The 15,511-nt window shown below is 67.4% G+C and carries 14 protein-coding genes; 3 read left to right on the forward strand and 11 right to left on the reverse strand.

The window, feature by feature from the left end; genetic code table 11:
• Nucleotides 1-60: 60 nt before the first annotated feature.
• The 8 genes from Q8S38_RS20675 to Q8S38_RS20710 form a co-directional block, all read right to left on the reverse strand.
• Complete coding sequence (locus Q8S38_RS20675; RefSeq protein ID WP_305682224.1) at nt 61-630, reverse strand: flavodoxin family protein; 570 nt, start codon at nt 628-630, stop codon at nt 61-63.
• A 127-nt stretch (nt 631-757) separates the two neighbouring features.
• On the reverse strand, nt 758-1,192 hold the full coding sequence (locus Q8S38_RS20680) for a GNAT family N-acetyltransferase (protein WP_305682225.1): 435 nt from the start codon (nt 1,190-1,192) through the stop codon (nt 758-760).
• Nucleotides 1,192-1,491, reverse strand: a complete 300-nt coding sequence (locus tag Q8S38_RS20685) for an alkylphosphonate utilization protein (RefSeq protein ID WP_305682226.1) — start codon at nt 1,489-1,491, stop codon at nt 1,192-1,194. Before Q8S38_RS20685 ends, Q8S38_RS20680 begins: the two co-directional genes overlap by 1 nt.
• Nucleotides 1,492-1,619: 128 nt before the next feature.
• Entirely contained in the window at nt 1,620-5,375 is a 3,756-nt protein-coding gene (gene metH, locus Q8S38_RS20690; protein WP_305682227.1) for a methionine synthase, read from the reverse strand.
• Between the two features lie 17 nt (nt 5,376-5,392).
• Complete coding sequence (locus tag Q8S38_RS20695) at nt 5,393-5,620, reverse strand: hypothetical protein (protein ID WP_305682228.1); 228 nt, start codon at nt 5,618-5,620, stop codon at nt 5,393-5,395.
• Between the two features lie 146 nt (nt 5,621-5,766).
• The gene (metF, locus tag Q8S38_RS20700; protein WP_305682229.1) at nt 5,767-6,681 is read right to left on the reverse strand and encodes a methylenetetrahydrofolate reductase [NAD(P)H]; all 915 of its coding nucleotides are present in this window, start codon (nt 6,679-6,681) and stop codon (nt 5,767-5,769) included.
• Nucleotides 6,681-7,694 carry an ArsR/SmtB family transcription factor gene (locus Q8S38_RS20705; protein WP_305682230.1) on the reverse strand — a complete coding sequence of 338 codons (1,014 nt, stop codon included), beginning with the start codon at nt 7,692-7,694 and terminating at the stop codon, nt 6,681-6,683. The genes metF and Q8S38_RS20705 overlap by 1 nt, the downstream gene beginning before the upstream one ends.
• Nucleotides 7,695-7,781: 87 nt before the next feature.
• Nucleotides 7,782-9,209 (reverse strand): aminotransferase-like domain-containing protein, encoded by a 1,428-nt coding sequence (locus Q8S38_RS20710; protein WP_371125930.1) that lies wholly within the window; start codon nt 9,207-9,209, stop codon nt 7,782-7,784.
• A 99-nt stretch (nt 9,210-9,308) separates the two neighbouring features.
• On the opposite strand from Q8S38_RS20710, the gene Q8S38_RS20715 reads away from it, so the two are divergent.
• A complete protein-coding gene (locus Q8S38_RS20715; RefSeq protein WP_305682315.1) occupies nt 9,309-10,184 on the forward strand; it encodes a DMT family transporter in 876 nt (291 codons plus the stop codon).
• A gap of 21 nt (nt 10,185-10,205) precedes the next feature.
• Here Q8S38_RS20715 and Q8S38_RS20720 read toward each other — a convergent pair whose 3' ends face one another.
• The 3 genes from Q8S38_RS20720 to Q8S38_RS20730 form a co-directional block, all read right to left on the reverse strand.
• Complete coding sequence (locus tag Q8S38_RS20720; RefSeq protein WP_305682231.1) at nt 10,206-10,814, reverse strand: MOSC domain-containing protein; 609 nt, start codon at nt 10,812-10,814, stop codon at nt 10,206-10,208.
• A 49-nt stretch (nt 10,815-10,863) separates the two neighbouring features.
• On the reverse strand, nt 10,864-11,067 hold the full coding sequence (locus tag Q8S38_RS20725; RefSeq protein ID WP_305682232.1) for a cold-shock protein: 204 nt from the start codon (nt 11,065-11,067) through the stop codon (nt 10,864-10,866).
• 130 nt (nt 11,068-11,197) lie between these two features.
• The gene (locus Q8S38_RS20730; RefSeq protein WP_305682233.1) at nt 11,198-13,432 is read right to left on the reverse strand and encodes a glycoside hydrolase family 3 N-terminal domain-containing protein; all 2,235 of its coding nucleotides are present in this window, start codon (nt 13,430-13,432) and stop codon (nt 11,198-11,200) included.
• A 180-nt stretch (nt 13,433-13,612) separates the two neighbouring features.
• Between Q8S38_RS20730 and Q8S38_RS20735 the strand changes: the two genes are divergently transcribed.
• Nucleotides 13,613-14,242: a DUF6198 family protein gene (locus Q8S38_RS20735; RefSeq protein ID WP_305682234.1), complete on the forward strand. Its 630-nt coding sequence runs from the start codon at nt 13,613-13,615 to the stop codon at nt 14,240-14,242.
• Between the two features lie 86 nt (nt 14,243-14,328).
• On the forward strand, nt 14,329-15,501 hold the full coding sequence (locus Q8S38_RS20740) for an alpha-hydroxy acid oxidase (RefSeq protein WP_305682235.1): 1,173 nt from the start codon (nt 14,329-14,331) through the stop codon (nt 15,499-15,501).
• Nucleotides 15,502-15,511 lie beyond the last annotated feature (10 nt).

Genomic DNA, 15,511 nt, shown 5'->3' on the forward strand with positions numbered 1-15,511 from the left:
ACGGTCGCGCCGTCTTCGACGCATCGCGACCCTCCGCGCGCAGGCCGGCAGCGGGGCTCCTCAGCCCTTCACGCTCTTGACCACATCGGCAACATTCGCGCCGAAGGCTTCGGCCGTCTTCAGGTCGCCCGCGATCATCTCGTCGACGCCGGCATCCGACGGCGAGGTCACGAGCAGGCCCTGATAGCCGCCGAGATTGTTGAGATCGTCGCGGGTGCTCGCCTTGGCGTTGGACGGGTGCATGCCCGTGCCGGTCCAGAGCATTTTGTGCTGGGCGGCGAAGAGCGCGAGATAGGCGATCGTCGAGCCCTTGTCGCCGTTGAGCGTCGCGGAATTTGTGAAGCCGGCGGCGATCTTGCCCTTCCAGTCCATTGTGTACCAGGGCTTGCTCGAGGCATCGGCGAACTTTTTGAACTGCCAGGAGACGCTGCCCATATAGGTCGGCGAACCGAAGACGATGCCGTCGGCGGCCTTCAGGGTCTCCCAGGCCGCATCGGTAACGTTGCCCTCGGCGTCGATCGCGATCAGATCGACCTGTGCGCCGGTCGAAACCGCGCCCTTCCGGACATGCTCGGCGACCTTGGCCGTGTGGCCGTAGCCGGAATGATAGACGATGGCGATCTGGGTCATGGCGAAGCCTTTGCGTGGGTGAACCAACACGGTGCCGCCAGGATGTTGCACCGCGGCGACGGCTTCAATGGGCAAAGCATTGCGGGAGCGCAGGACGACGATGGCGCGTCCGCAATCCCCGATCGTCTCAGCCCAACGGCTTGATGAAAACCACGTTCCCGTCGAGCGAGACGCCCATCTCCTGCCAGCCCTGGCGGCGGTAGAATCCTTCGGCGCGCGTGCCGCCGCCCGTCGTCAGATGTGCCTGGACGATGCCCCCCGCCTGCAGCGCGTCGAGCGCCGCATCGAGCAGCGCCTGTCCGTGGCCGCAGCCCTCATGGGCCGGATCGACAAAGAGCGCCCAGATCAGCCCGGTCTGGTGGTTGGCGCAGCTGAAGCCGGCGACCTCGCCGCCCGCCTCCGAGACCAGGAAGATGGCCTGCTCGCGATACCAGGCGACCTCCTCGTCGGTGACACGCGACGGATCGCTGAGCACGTTCTCGCGCACGCCCATGCGGATCGCGTGGATGCGCGGCTGGTCGGCCGGCGTCGCCTTGCGGATGGGAATGCCGCCGGCCGTCATCAGCGCTTGCGAACGAATTCGGTCCGCAGCACCAGGCCCCGGATTGCGTCATGACGGCAATCGATCTCCTCGGGATCGTCCGTCAGGCGGATGGTCTTGATCACCGTGCCCTGCTTGAGCGTCTGGCCGGCGCCCTTGACCTTAAGGTCCTTGATCAGGACGACCGAGTCGCCATCGGCCAGCACATTGCCGGCGGCATCGCGGACTTCGGCGCGTCCCGGCGCAGCGGCGGCCACCATCTCGGACGCCGGACGCCACTCGCCCGTCACCTCGTCATAGACGTAATCGTCGTCGGCCATTTGCCCTGCCTCGTACCGTCAATCGCCGGAGCACCCGGCCCCGGACGGCTATACGACCCGCATCCTCAATTCAACAGGCGCGGGATGTATAAACGGGAATGCAGGTCGCCGTGGTGCCAACGACGCCCCTACTCCGCCGCTTCCAGCCGGTAGCTCGCCGGCTCGTAGTTCAGGATCGGCGCCAGCCAGCGCTCGACCTCGTGCAGCGGCATGCCCTTGCGCGCGGCATAGTCCTCGGCCTGGTCGCGCTCGACCTTGGCGACGCCGAAATAATAGGCGTCCGGATGCGAGAGATAGATCCCCGACACCGACGAGCCCGGCCACATCGCGAAGCTCTCCGTCAGCTTGACGCCGACGCGGCGCTCAGCCTGCAGCAACTCGAACAGGGTCGCCTTCTCGGTATGGTCGGGCTGGGCCGGGTAGCCCGGCGCCGGCCGGATGCCGCGGTATTCCTCGCGGATCAGATCCTCGTTCGAGAGCGTTTCGTCGGGGGCGTAGGCCCAATAGTCCCTGCGCACGAGCTGGTGCATGCGCTCGGCGAAGGCCTCGGCGAACCGATCCGCCAGGGCCTTGACCATGATCGAACGGTAATCGTCGTTGTCGCGCGCGAATTTCTCGGAGATGCGCTCTTCTTCCGCCCCCGCGGTGACGACGAAGGCGCCGACATAGTCGGGCCGCTCGATGCCCTCCGGCGCGATGAAGTCCGACAGGCACATATTCGGCTTGCCGTCGCGCTTGGAGAGCTGCTGGCGCAGACCGTGGAAGGTGGCCAATGTCTCCTGCCGGCTTTCGCCGGTGTAGAGGCGGATGTCGTCGCCGACCGCATTCGCCGGCCAGAAGCCGATCACGGCCTTGGGGTTGAACCAGCGCTCCTCGACGATGCGCTTGAGCATCGCCTGCGCATCGTCCCACAGCGCGCGCGCCGCCTCGCCCTGCTTCTCGTCCTCCAGGATCGCCGGGAACCGGCCCTTCATCTCCCAGGTCTGGAAGAACGGCGTCCAGTCGATCAGCGGCACCAGATCGGACAGATCATAGGTCCGGAACGTCCGCGTGCCGAGGAAGCTCGGCTTGGGCGGCTGATAGGCGCTCCAGTCCGCCTTGAAGGCGTTGGCGCGCGCCTTGGCCAGCGGCAGGCGCTGCTTGTCGGCTTCCGAGCGGCGATGCGCGGCGGACACCTTGGCGTATTCGGCGCGAATGCCCTCCACATAGGCCGGCTTCTGGTCCTGCGAGAGCAGCGCCGAGACCACGCCGACCGCCCGGGACGCATCGGTCACATAGACCGTCTGGCCCTTTTCATAGGCCGGATGGATCTTCACGGCCGTATGCACCCGGCTCGTCGTCGCCCCGCCGATCAGCAGGGGAATGTCGAACCCCTCGCGCTCCATCTCGGAGGCGACGGTGACCATCTCGTCGAGCGAAGGCGTGATCAGGCCGGACAGGCCGATGATGTCGACCTTCTCCTTGCGGGCGACGTCGAGGATCTTCTGCGTCGGCACCATGACGCCGAGATCGATGACCTCGTAATTGTTGCACTGGAGCACGACGCCGACGATGTTCTTGCCGATGTCGTGAACATCGCCCTTCACCGTCGCCATCAGCACCTTGCCGGCGGCCGAGCGCTCGCCGCCGCCGTTCAGGCGCTTCTCCTCATCCATGAAGGGCATGAGATAGGCGACTGCCTGCTTCATCACACGGGCGGATTTCACCACCTGCGGCAGGAACATCTTGCCGGCGCCGAACAGGTCGCCGACGACGTTCATGCCGGCCATCAGCGGCCCTTCGATGACATGCAGCGGCTTTTCGGCCTTGGCGCGGGCCTCTTCGGTATCGACGTCGATGAAGGCCGTGATGCCGTTGACCAGCGCATATTCCAGCCGCTTCTCGACCGGCTCCTCGCGCCAGGCCATGTCCTTGCCGGAAAACGCGACCGAGCCGTCGCCCTTGAAGCGGGGCGCGGCGTCGAGCAGCCGCTCCGTGGCATCCTTGCGGCGGTTGAGGACGACGTCCTCGCAGAGCTCGCGCAGTTCCGGATCGAGCCCGTCATAGGAGCCGAGCTGGCCCGCATTGACGATGCCCATATCCATGCCGACCTTGATGGCGTGGTAGAGGAAGACCGAGTGCATCGCCTCGCGGACCTTCTCGTTGCCGCGGAACGAGAAGGACAGGTTCGAGACGCCGCCCGAGATATGGGCGTGCGGCAGCGTCTCGCGGATCGTCTTGGTCGCCTCGATGAAGTCGTTGCCGTAATTGTCGTGCTCTTCGATGCCGGTCGCCACCGCGAAGACGTTGGGATCGAAGATGATGTCCTCGGGCGGGAAGCCGATGGTCTCGGTCAGGAGCTTATAGGCGCGCGTGCAGATCTCGATCTTGCGGGCGTAGGTGTCGGCCTGGCCGGTCTCGTCGAAGGCCATGACGACGACGGCCGCGCCGTAGTTGCGGCAGATGCGGGCTTGCTCCAGGAAGGCCTCCTCGCCCTCCTTCATCGAGATCGAGTTGACGATCGGCTTGCCCTGGATCGTCTTCAGGCCGGCCTCGATCACGGGGAACTTCGACGAGTCGACCATGATCGGCACGCGCGAGATGTCCGGCTCCGAGGCGACGAGGTTGCAGAACTCGGTCATCGCGGCCTGCGAGTCGAGCAGGCCCTCGTCCATGTTGATGTCGATGACCTGCGCGCCATTGGCGACCTGGTCGCGGGCGACGTCGAGCGCCGCCGCATAATCGCCGGCCGTGATCAGCTTCCTGAACTTCGCCGAACCGGTGACGTTGGTGCGCTCGCCGATATTGACGAAGGGGATGGTCTCGTCGAGCGTGAACGGCTCCAGCCCCGCCAGCCGCAGATAGGGCTTGATCACCGGCACCTGGCGCGGCGCCTTGCCGGCCACGGCCTGGGCAATCGCGCGGATATGGTCGGGCGTCGTGCCGCAGCAGCCGCCGACGACATTGACCAGGCCAGCATCGGCGAATTCCGCCAGCATGCCCGCCGTCGCCTCGGCGCTCTCGTCATACATGCCGAACTCGTTGGGCAGCCCGGCATTGGGATAGGCGCAGACCAGCGTGTCGGCGACGCGCGACAGGTCCTTGATATGAGCGCGCATTTCGCGCGCGCCGAGCGCGCAGTTGAGGCCAATGGTCAGCGGCGCGGCATGGCGCACAGCGTTCCAGAAGGCTTCGGTCGTCTGGCCCGAGAGCGTGCGCCCCGACAGATCGGTGATCGTGCCGGAGATCATCACCGGCAGGCGGACGCCCTTCTCATGGAAGACGTTCTCGATCGCGACGATCGCGGCCTTGGCGTTGAGCGTGTCGAAGATCGTCTCGACCAGGATGATCTGCGCCCCGCCATCCATCAGGCCGCGCACCTGCTCGGCATAGGACTCGCGAACCTGGTCGAAGGTCACGGCGCGGAAGCCGGGATTGTTGACGTCGGGCGAGATCGACAGCGTGCGGTTGGTCGGGCCGATCGCACCCGCGACATAGCGGCGCCGGCCGTCGGCCTTCTGCGCGATCGCGGCCGCCTCGCGCGCCAGCTTCGCCGACTCCACGTTCAGCTCATAGGCCAGCGCCTCCATGCCGTAATCGGCTTGGGCGATCTGGGTCGAGGAAAAGGTGTTGGTCTCGACGATGTCGGCGCCGGCCTGGAAATACGCCAGGTGGATGTCGCGGATCGCTTCGGGCTGGGTCAGCACGAGTAGATCGTTATTGCCCTTGAGATCGTGGTTCCAGCCCTTGAAGCGTTCGCCCCGGAAATCGGCCTCCGAGAACTTCTGGTCCTGGATCTGCGTCCCCATCGCGCCATCGAGCACGAGGATGCGCTCGGAAGCGGACTGGCGCAGCGCGCGCTCGATCTCGGCGCCGTCGACGGGGGTAAGGGTGAACTCGGACATGGCCAGGGCTTTCGATCTCAATGCTTGGTTTCGAGCGCCTTGAGGCGACTCTCCAGCGCTTCGACGCGCTTGATCAGTCCATTTGCGAGGCCGCGAACGAGAATGGCCTCGCCCTGCATGAATTTCTCCATGGCACGCGTGTCTAGGCTAGCCATCAAATCAGACGCAGCTGCGAGAGGCTCGGCCCAGAGCCGCTCCCTGAACGCGAGCAATTCGCCAAGGCTCATATTCTCGATCCTCGCCATCGCCATGTGCCTCCCTCAGCCCTCATCCTGAGGAGCACTTCGCAGAAGTGCGTCTCGAAGGATGTTCCTGATTTCTCCCAAGCCTCCTTGACCATCCTTCGAGACGCCGCCTTCGGCGGCTCCTCAGGATGAGGGCTCGTCAGAATTCACTCCGCCGCCGCCGCAGCCTGCGCTGCCATCTTTTCGGGCTTCACCCCGACCAGATGGCAGATGGCATAGACCAGATCGGCTTTATTCATCGTATAGAAGTGCAGATCGCCGACGCCGCGATCGATCAGGTCGAGCGCCTGTTCGGCGCAGACGGCGGCCGCCACCAGGCGACGCGTCGCCGCGTCCTCTTCCAGCCCCTCGAACCGGTCGGCCAGCCATTGCGGCACGCTCGCCCCGGTCTTGCGGGCGAAATTCGCGGTCTGCTTGAAGTTCTGCACCGGCACGATGCCGGGCAGGATCGGGATGTCGATCCCAGCGGCGCGGACCTTGTCGAGATAGCGGAAATAGACGTCGTTATCGAAGAAGAACTGGGTGATCGCCCGCGTCGCGCCGGCATCGACCTTCTTCTTCAGCGCGTCGATGTCGGCCTCCAGCGAGGCGGCTTCCGGATGCTTCTCCGGATAGGCCGAGACCGTGACCTCGAAATCGCCGATGCGCTTCAAGCCGGCGACGAGATCGGAGGTCTGGTGGTAGCCTTGCGGGTGCGGCTCATAGACCGTGCCGAGCCCGCCGGCAGGGTCGCCGCGCAGCGCCACGACATGGCGCACGCCGGCTTCCCAATAGGCGCGGATGACCTCGTCGACCTCGTCGCGGGACGCCGAGACGCAGGTGAGATGCGCAGCCGGCTTCAGCGCCGTCTCCTCGACCATGCGCTTGACGGTGGCGTGCGTCCGTTCGCGGGTCGATCCGCCGGCGCCATAGGTCACCGAGACGAAGGCAGGGCCGAGCGGCTCGAGCCGGCGCACACTCTCCCAGAGCGCGACCTCCATCTCCGCCGTCTTGGGCGGGAAGAACTCGAACGAGATCTTCGGGCGGCGCGAGCCATGACGGCTGGGGCGAAACGCGTTCATCAGGCGACCTCCAGATTGTTCTGTCGCGGCATCGGATCGGACTGGACGCGCCGATCGCAGCCCCGCCACAGCATGACCGGCAGCTGGCCGGAACCGCCGCCGGCGAGCTTGATTTCATCGGACAGGTCGCAAGCCAGCCCGCTCTCGGCAAACCAGCCCGCGATCTGGGCCCGCGAAAAGCCGAGCCGGCGATGGGCATGCTCGGTCCGCAGGAACTCCATCTCGTGGGGAGCGAAATCGACGACGATCAGCCGCCCGCCGGGCGCCAGCATCGCGGCCGCCTCGCGCACGGCGCGTCCGGGGTCGTCCAGAAAATGCAGGACCTGGTGGATGACCACGCAATCGAAGCTGCCGCGCGGAAACGGCAGAGCGTAGATGTCGCCCTGGCGCAGTTCGACGCGGGCGAGCCCCACCTTTTCCAGATTGGCGCGCGCCACCGCCAGCATGGCGTGGTTGGCGTCGACGCCGACCGCCCGGCCGAATTTCGGCGCGAGACGCTCCAGCATGCGGCCTGTCCCCGTGCCGAGATCGAGCAGGCTGCCGGGCGTGCCCCGGCCCACCGCCATCTCGACCGCGGCCTCGACCGCCTCGTCGGGCACATGCAGCGTGCGCAGCCGGTCCCAATCCCGCGCGACGCTGGCGAAATAGCTCTGCGCGACCTCGGCGCGCGTGCCCCTCACCGCAGCCAGGCGCTCGCGATCGGCCGCCAGCACCGGGTCGCTCCGGTCGAGCCAGGCCGCCAGAGACGCGGCGAAAGCCCCGCCAGTGCCGGTTTCGTCGAGCCGGAAGAAGGCCCAGGCGCCCTCGCGCGCCCGCCGCACCAGGCCGGCCTCGGTCAGCAGCTTGAGGTGGCGCGAAATGCGCGGCTGCGACTGGCCGAGAATGTCGGTCAGATCCGACACGGACAGCTCCCCCTCCGACAGCAGCGCCAGGATCCGCAGCCGCGTCTCCTCGCCTGCGGCCCGCAGGCCTGCGAGGAGGACATCCGAGGATAGCGTGGTCGGCAAACGCAAGCGCACAAACTCCGGGATCACAGCAGAGAGACAACGAAGAAAAAGATATAAAGATATCTTTATGTCGAGAGCAGCCGCGACGCAAGCCTATTCTCCGGCCGCGCATCCGCCTTGCGCCACCATCGCCCGCTGCAGCGCCCTGAACAGGCGCGGATCGCCCGATTGCGCGACATTGAAGCGCATGAACCGATCCGCCGTTTGCGACAGGCTGTAGACATTGCCAGGCGCCAGCACGATGCCCTCGCTCAGGAGTTGCCTCGCGATCACGGCGGCATCCTGCCCTGTTGGCAGCTCGCACCACAGGAACATTCCGCCGCGCGGTTCGATCCAGGGCAGGATGCCGAGCCCTCTCAGGCGCGCCGAGGTCTCGCCCATGGCCCGCGCGAGCCGCGCCCGCAAGCCGTCCATGTGCTTGCGGTAGCTGCCATCCGTCAGCACGCTCAGGACCAGTTCGGCCGCCAGCCGCCCGGTACCGAAGGATGCGGCGATCTTCAGATCGATCAGCGCCTCGATCCAGTCCGGCCGCGCGGCGATGTAGCCGCAGCGCACCGAGGCCGAGAGCGATTTGGAGAAGCTGCCGATCTGGACAACGCGCTGGAGCCCGTCGAAAGCCGACAGCCGCGGCGATGGCTCCGGCTCGAAATCGGCGAAGATGTCGTCCTCGACGATGGTCAGTCCGAACTGGTCGGCGAGCTTCAGCACGCGATGCGCCACGAGTGGCGACAGCGTCGCGCCGGTCGGGTTGTGCAGCGCCGAATTGGTGACGTAGAGGCGCGGGCTTTCCGCCGCCAGCACCTGTTCCAGCGCCGCGATATCGGGGCCGCTGGCCGTGTAGGGCACGCCGACGATGCGAACCCGGTGCGCCCGCAGCAAGGCGTGGAAGTTGAAATAGCAGGGATCGTCGACCAGCACCGTGTCGCCGGGCTCGACCAGCAGGCTGCAAACCAGATCGAGCGCCTGCGTGCCGGATTCGGTCAGCATGATCTGGTCGGGCGACGCCTCGACGCCATGGACCGCCAGGCGGCGCGCGAGAACCTGCCGCAGCGGCGAAAGGCCAAGCGGCGAGCCGTAATCGGCCAGCGTCTCGTCGGCGGCGCGCGACAGCCGGCGCAGGCCCCGGCGCAGGGCCTCCTGCGGCATCCAGTCCGCCGGCAGCCAGCCGCAGCCCGGCTTGAGCACGCCCTCCCCGGCATCCAGCGACTGCCGCGAGACCCAGAACGGATCCACCGCGCGCTCCAGGCGCGGCCCGAGATCGGCCGGCGAGAACGGCGGCGCATGACCGGCAACGTAGAAGCCAGAGCCACGGCGCGCCTGGATGACACCCTCGGCGGCCAGCCGGTCATAGGCCTCGACGACCGTCGATTTCGACACCCTGAGGCTCTCCGCCAACGCCCTGATCGACGGCAGCCGCGCGCCGGACGCCAGCGCCCGCCCGGCGATGCGCGCGCCGATCGCCTGCATGACGAGCCCGACGCGCGGCGCGCCCTTCTCATTGAATCCCTCGACTGGGCGCATCTGTCTGACTCCTTGACCAGTACAGTTTGTCCGAATTGTCCTGAACTGTCTCTGGAGAACTTGTTGATCCTGCCCGATGCGGACGGCAGCGGCGGGATGATGGACATGATGGCGAGCGGCTGGATCAACGGGTTTCTCGGCGTGCTGATCTTCGCCGGCTCTCTGCCGGCGACACGGGTCGCCGTGGCCGATTTCGACCCGGTCTTCATGACGCTCGCCCGCGCGGCGATCGCCGGCCTCGTCGGCCTGGCGCTGCTCGGCATCTTCCGTGAAAAGCGCCCCGTACGCCGCGATCTCCTGCCCCTGCTGGTGGTGTCGCTCAGCGTCGTCATCGGGTTCCCGCTGCTGACGGCACTGGCCCTGCAGCAGGTCACCTCGGCCCATTCGATCGTCTTCATCGGCCTGCTGCCGCTCTCGACCGCGCTGTTTGCCGTGCTGCGCGGCGGCGAACGGCCCCGCCCCGCCTTCTGGCTGTTCTCCGGCCTCGGCAGCGCGCTGGTGGCGGGATTTGCCCTGGCGCAGGGTTTTGCTGCCTCGCCGACCGGCGATCTGCTGATGCTGGCCGCGATCGTCATCTGCGGCCTCGGCTATGCCGAAGGCGCAGCGCTCTCGCGCCGGCTCGGCGGCTGGCAGGTCATTTCCTGGGCGCTGCTGCTGTCGCTGCCCATTACCGCGGCGCTGAGCTGGATCACGGCGCCGGACTCGCTGAGCGGCGTGGGGCTGCCGGCCTGGCTCGGCCTGGCCTATGTCTCGCTGTTCAGCATGCTGATCGGCTTCGTCTTCTGGTATCGAGGCCTCGCCCAGGGCGGCATCGCGGCCGTTGGACAATTGCAGTTGCTGCAACCCTTCTTCGGGCTCGCGCTCGCGGCGCTGCTGCTGGGCGAGACGGTGACCTGGCCCATGCTAGCCGTGTCGGCGGCCGTGGCGGCCTGCGTCGCCGGAGCCCGGCGCTTCGCCCGATCACGCCCCTCCTGAGGCGCCTCGCGGCGCCTGGCCTCAGCCGCCCCTCGCCAGCACGGGCGGGATCACCACGACCGCATCGCCGGGCCCGATCGTCCCGGCGAGATCGACCGAGAGCACGAGCCCCCGCAATCCCGCCGCTGCCTTGACGAAGGCGAAGGTGAGGTCCTTGCGGCCGGTGGCGGCGGCGATCGCAGCCCCTGCCCGGCGGCAAGGCGCGTTGTAGGCCTCGACGCGCAGCACAGCCGCGCCGTCGAACCGGCCCTGGCCGCACCATTGGCCACCAATGGCCAGCCGGCTGCCGGGAGCGATATGGGAAAACCCCGCCAGACCCTCGACCAGAAGATTGCCGCCGAGCCATTCGGCCGGCAAGGCGTCGAGCCCGAGCCGCTGGGCGATCACACCCAGTTCGGCCGGGCACAGCGCCGACAGCTGGCGATCGTTACGCAGGGTCCGGCCGCGCGGCAGCCAGGGTTCGCGGGCCCCGGACGTCCGCGTCGCACCGGCATGGAGATCGCCCCGGATGCCGCCCTGGTCGAGCGGCAAAGACCCCGTCGGCACCGTGACGAAGGGGTAAGCGGCCGCAGTCGTGCCGCTTGCGACGAAGACGCCTGTCACGGCGCCCAGGGCGCGCAGAACTTTCATGCGGGCGGCATCGCTCCATGCCCCCGGTGCTGTCAAGCGGCCGAACGGCTCACATCAACTGCAACGAACCCGCTGCGGTCTTGCCGCGTTCGGTCTTGAGTTCGAACGCGACTTTCTGCCCTTCGGTCAACGTCATCAGACCCGCTTCCTTTACGGCAGTGATGTGAACGAACACATCCTTGCCGCCATCGGCCGGTTGAATGAAACCAAAGCCCTTTTCAGTATTGAACCATTTCACGGTTCCGGTCGCCATCGCCACATCCTTTGAAGCCAAAGCATCGACGTAACCCTCGCCCGCAAGCAGCCCAGGTCACGGCTTCGAAGAATTGACCGAAAATGCACGTCTGTCGAGAGCAAAGGGCAGGCCAGCTAGTCCTGATCGATCAAGATTTGGTCAAACGCACTTGCGTCATCACCGAGGTTTGCGACGAGCCACCTAGATATATCTCAACATCTCCGGGCTCGACATTGTAACGGCCCGCCTCGTCATGGGCGCCCAGCCGTGCCGCGTCGAGCCTGAACCGCACCGTGCGGGTCTCGCCGGCGCGCAGCATCGGCTTGTCGAAAGCCTTGAGTTCCCGCACCGGGCGCGAGCGGCTGGCGACAGGCTGGCGGATGTAGAGCTGGACCACCTCCTGCCCGTCGCGCGGGCCCGCATTGGTGACGTCGACCGAGACCTCTACGGACCCATCCAGCCTCATGCTCGGCTTCGAAACGCGCGCATTGGCGTAGGTGAAGCGCGTGTAGGACAGGCCGTGGCCGAAGGGGTAGAGCGGCTCGTTGGCCTCGTCGATGAAGATCGATTCATAGCGCTGGCGGATCTTCTGCGGCCGCCCCGTCGGAAGATGATCGTAATAGACCGGGATCTGCCCGACGGAGCGCGGGAAGCTCATCGGCACCCGGCCCGACGGATTGACCTTGCCGGTCAGGATGTCGGCGATGGCCGTGCGCCCTTCCGTGCCGCCATGGAAGGTCTGCAGGATGGCCGCGACATGGGCATCGGCCCAGGTCAGCACGAGCGGGCGCCCGGTGGCCAGCACCAGCACGACCGGCTTTCCGGTGGCGACCAGCGCTTCCAGCAGGGGCTGCTGCACGCCCGGGAGATCGAGCCTGGTGCGCGAGGCGCCCTCGCCCATGAACTCGCAATCCTCGCCGAGCATGGCGATGATCAGGTCGCTGGCCGCCGCGGCCCGGATCGCGGCCTCCTTGTCGGCGAACTCCGTGCCGCAGGCCTTGGTGAAGGCCGGCTCGTAGGTGACCGAGACATCCGCCGGCAGGCGCTCCTTCAGCGCCTCGGGCAGCGCCTGCACGACGCGGCGGCCGAGACCGGCCGGGTCCGTCCAGACGCGCTCGTCCTCCGGCCGCGCCATCGCGCCGATCACCGCGACGGATTTGACCGAAGGGCGGATCGGCAGGATGTCGTCCGCGTTCTTGAGCAGCATCGCGCCTTCCTGCGCTGCCGTAAGGGCAACATCGCGGGCGGCCTGCGTCTGCATCATCGCAGGGGCCGCTGCAGGGTCGACATCGGGGCGGTCGAACAGGCCGAGATGGAACTTGACCCGCAGCACCCGCCGCACCGCCTCGTCCAGCACCTTCACCTGTACGCGCCCGGCCCGCACCTCGGCGGCGAGGTGCTTGTGGTAGACGTCGCCCATCATGTCCATGTCGATGCCGGCGAGCAGCGCCTTGCGCGCGGCCTCCGCGTCATCCCTGGCGATGCCATGCAGGCGCAGCTCGGTGATCGAGCCGAAATCCGAGGTGACGAAGCCCTTGAAGCCCCATTGCCCGCGCAGCAGGTCCGTCAGCATGCCCCGATGAGCGGTGGCCGGCATGCCGTTGAGCGCATTGAAAGCCGCCATCGCGGTCATCGCGCCCGCATCGAAGGAGGCCTTGAAGGGCGGCAGATGCAGGTCGAAGAGCTGGCTCGTCGGGATCCAGGTCGAGTTATAGTCGCGCCCGGCCTCGCCCGCGCCATAGCCGACGAAGTGCTTGACCGAGGTCGCGACGCCGCCGCGCTGGTAGCCGCGCGTGCGCGCCGCCGCCACGACGGACGCCAGATGGACGTCCTCGCCCGCGCCTTCGAGCACGCGGCCCCAGCGCGGGTCGCGCGACATGTCGACCATCGGCGCGAAGGTCCAGTTGATGCCGGCAGCCGAAGCCTCGCGGCCGGTCCAGTAGGCGGCCTGCTCGATCAGCGCGGGGTTCCAGCTCGAGGCCTGGCCGAGCGGAAGCGGGAAATAGGTCGAGAAACCGTGGACCGCGTCGAGCCCGATGATCAGCGGGATCTTCAGGCGGCTCTCGCGAACCGCCTTCTGCACAGCCAGAACCTCGGCCGGCACGACGAAGTTCATCACCCCGCCCATGCGCCCGGCCTTGACCTGAGCGATGTCGAAGCCGTCGCCGCGCCCCGACAGGTGGAGCTGGCCGACCTTCTCCTCCAGCGTCATCTTCGCCAGCAGCGCGTCGATGCGCCGCTCGATCGCGGCGGCCTCGCGCCCGGTCTTCCAGGCCACCGGCATGGCCGCGGCCGCCGGCACGGCCTGGGCCTGCGCGGTGGTCGTGACGATGGGCAGCACGAGGCAGAGGGCGAGGAGCGGGGCGGCGAGCCGCGAATTCATGAAGCGCATCTTTCGACAGGAGACGAAGGCGGGCGGGCGGGCGGAAGACAGGTGACGAACGTCGCACGCCGCCCTACAGGAATGGCCGGATCGGCTCAACCGCCGCGGGATGTGCGCCGCTGGCTCGACCGTTGCATCGCAGGCCCTGCCTGAACGCGCCCTGAATCGGAACACGCCGCCATGTCGCAGATCACCGCCCCCCTCGCCTCGTCGACGGAGCGGCACCGGCTCTATGAGGACGCGCTGGCGATCCTGTTGGGTACGCTGATGGTGTCGGTCGGCGTCGCCCTGTTCTCCAAGGCGATGATCATGACCGGCGGCGCTGCGGGCCTCGCTTTGCTGCTGCAATACGCCACCGGGCTCGAGTTCGGCCTGCTGTTCTCGCTGATCAACCTGCCCTTCTACTGGCTGGCGTTCAACCGCATGGGCTTTCGCTTCACCCTGCGGACCTTCGTCGCGGTCGGCATCGTCTCGCTGCTGGTGCAGGCGACGCCATGGTGGCTCGACATCGCCAGCGTCAATCCGATCTACGCCGCGCTGGCCGGCGGCAGCATCATGGGGCTCGGCCTGCTGGCGCTCGCCCGCCACCGCACGGCCATCGGCGGCGTCAACATCCTCGCGCTCTACCTTCAGGAGAAGCGCGGCTGGCGCGCCGGCTGGGTGCAGCTTTCCATCGACGCCGGCATCTTCCTCGCGGCGGCCTTCGTGCTGCCGCCAGACCGGCTGGTGATCTCGCTGATCGGCACGCTCGTCCTCAATGCGGTGCTTGGCATGAACCACAAGCCGGGCCGCTATATGGGCGTCTCCTGACAGCCGCCGCAGCCCTGGTCTTGCGCGTCAACACGCGCCATGCGAACCACCCCATCGGGTGATCCAACGCGACGAGGCTCGACACCATGGCCCAGCCCCTGACCATCGAAGATCTGCGGCTGCTGGCGAAGCGCCGCGTCCCGCGCATGTTCTACGACTATGCCGATTCCGGCGCCTGGACGGAGGGCACCTACCGCGCCAACGAAACCGATTTCCAGAAGATCAAGCTGCGCCAGCGCGTCGCGGTCGACATGACCAACCGCACGCTGGAATCGACCATGATCGGCGAGAAGGTCGCGATGCCGGTCGCGCTCGCCCCCACTGGCATGACCGGCATGCAGCATCCCGACGGCGAGATCCTGGCCGCCAGGGCCGCCGCCAAGGCGGGTGTGCCCTTCACCCTCTCGACCATGAGCATCTGCTCGATCGAGGACATCGCCAACCATGTCGGCAACCCGTTCTGGTTCCAGCTCTATGTGATGAAGGACCGCGACTTCAGCGCGCGGCTGATCCAGCGCGCCAAGGCGGCCGGCGTCTCGGCGCTCGTGCTCACGCTCGACCTGCAGATCCTCGGCCAACGCCACAAGGACATCCGCAACGGCCTCTCCGCCCCACCCAAGCCGACGCTCGCCAACCTGATCAACCTCGCGACCAAGCCGCGCTGGTGCCTGAAGATGCTGGACACGCCGCGGCGCAGCTTCGGCAACATCGTCGGCCATGTCTCGGGCGTCGCCGACATGTCCTCCCTCTCCTCCTGGACCGCCGACCAGTTCGACCCGAAGCTCGACTGGGACGACGTCAAGCGGATCAAGGAGCAATGGGGCGGCAAGCTCATCATCAAGGGCATCCTTGACCCCGAAGACGCTGAGATGGCCGCGCAGAGCGGCGCCGACGCGCTGATCGTCTCCAACCATGGCGGCCGCCAGCTCGACGGCGCGCTCTCCTCGATCGAGGCGCTCCCGGCCATCGTCGACCAGGTCGGCAACCGCATCGAGGTGCATTTCGACGGCGGCATCCGCTCGGGCCAGGACATCATCAAGGCGCTCGCGCTCGGCGCGCACGGCACCTATATCGGCCGCGCCTTCCTCTATGGGCTCGGCGCGATGGGCGAGGCCGGCGTCACCCGCTGCCTCGAGATCATCCGCAAGGAACTCGACGTCACCATGGCGCTCTGCGGCCTGCGCGACATCAAGGCGGTGGACGAGAAGATCCTCGTCGGCGGCCGCGAGGGCGCAATGCAGCGGCTGGCGGCGGCCTGAGCCGCCGCGA

Source organism: Allobosea sp., from assembly GCF_030695125.1.
In the GTDB taxonomy this organism is placed as follows: Bacteria; Pseudomonadota; Alphaproteobacteria; order Rhizobiales; family Beijerinckiaceae; genus Allobosea.

Excerpts from the sequence above, each read along its gene's own strand:
- Q8S38_RS20695 (WP_305682228.1), bottom strand. The coding sequence starts at position 5,620 with ATGGCGAGGATCGAGAATATGAGCCTTGGCGAATTGCTCGCGTTCAGG.
- metF (WP_305682229.1), bottom strand. The coding sequence starts at position 6,681 with ATGAACGCGTTTCGCCCCAGCCGTCATGGCTCGCGCCGCCCGAAGATC.
- Q8S38_RS20685 (WP_305682226.1), bottom strand. The coding sequence starts at position 1,491 with ATGGCCGACGACGATTACGTCTATGACGAGGTGACGGGCGAGTGGCGT.
- Q8S38_RS20710 (WP_371125930.1), bottom strand. The coding sequence starts at position 9,209 with ATGCGCCCAGTCGAGGGATTCAATGAGAAGGGCGCGCCGCGCGTCGGG.
- metH (WP_305682227.1), bottom strand. The coding sequence starts at position 5,375 with ATGTCCGAGTTCACCCTTACCCCCGTCGACGGCGCCGAGATCGAGCGC.
- Q8S38_RS20725 (WP_305682232.1), bottom strand. The coding sequence starts at position 11,067 with ATGGCGACCGGAACCGTGAAATGGTTCAATACTGAAAAGGGCTTTGGT.
- Q8S38_RS20740 (WP_305682235.1), top strand. The coding sequence starts at position 14,329 with ATGGCCCAGCCCCTGACCATCGAAGATCTGCGGCTGCTGGCGAAGCGC.
- Q8S38_RS20715 (WP_305682315.1), top strand. The coding sequence starts at position 9,309 with ATGGACATGATGGCGAGCGGCTGGATCAACGGGTTTCTCGGCGTGCTG.
- Q8S38_RS20675 (WP_305682224.1), bottom strand. The coding sequence starts at position 630 with ATGACCCAGATCGCCATCGTCTATCATTCCGGCTACGGCCACACGGCC.
- Q8S38_RS20730 (WP_305682233.1), bottom strand. The coding sequence starts at position 13,432 with ATGAATTCGCGGCTCGCCGCCCCGCTCCTCGCCCTCTGCCTCGTGCTG.
- Q8S38_RS20680 (WP_305682225.1), bottom strand. The coding sequence starts at position 1,192 with ATGACGGCCGGCGGCATTCCCATCCGCAAGGCGACGCCGGCCGACCAG.
- Q8S38_RS20735 (WP_305682234.1), top strand. The coding sequence starts at position 13,613 with ATGTCGCAGATCACCGCCCCCCTCGCCTCGTCGACGGAGCGGCACCGG.
- Q8S38_RS20720 (WP_305682231.1), bottom strand. The coding sequence starts at position 10,814 with ATGAAAGTTCTGCGCGCCCTGGGCGCCGTGACAGGCGTCTTCGTCGCA.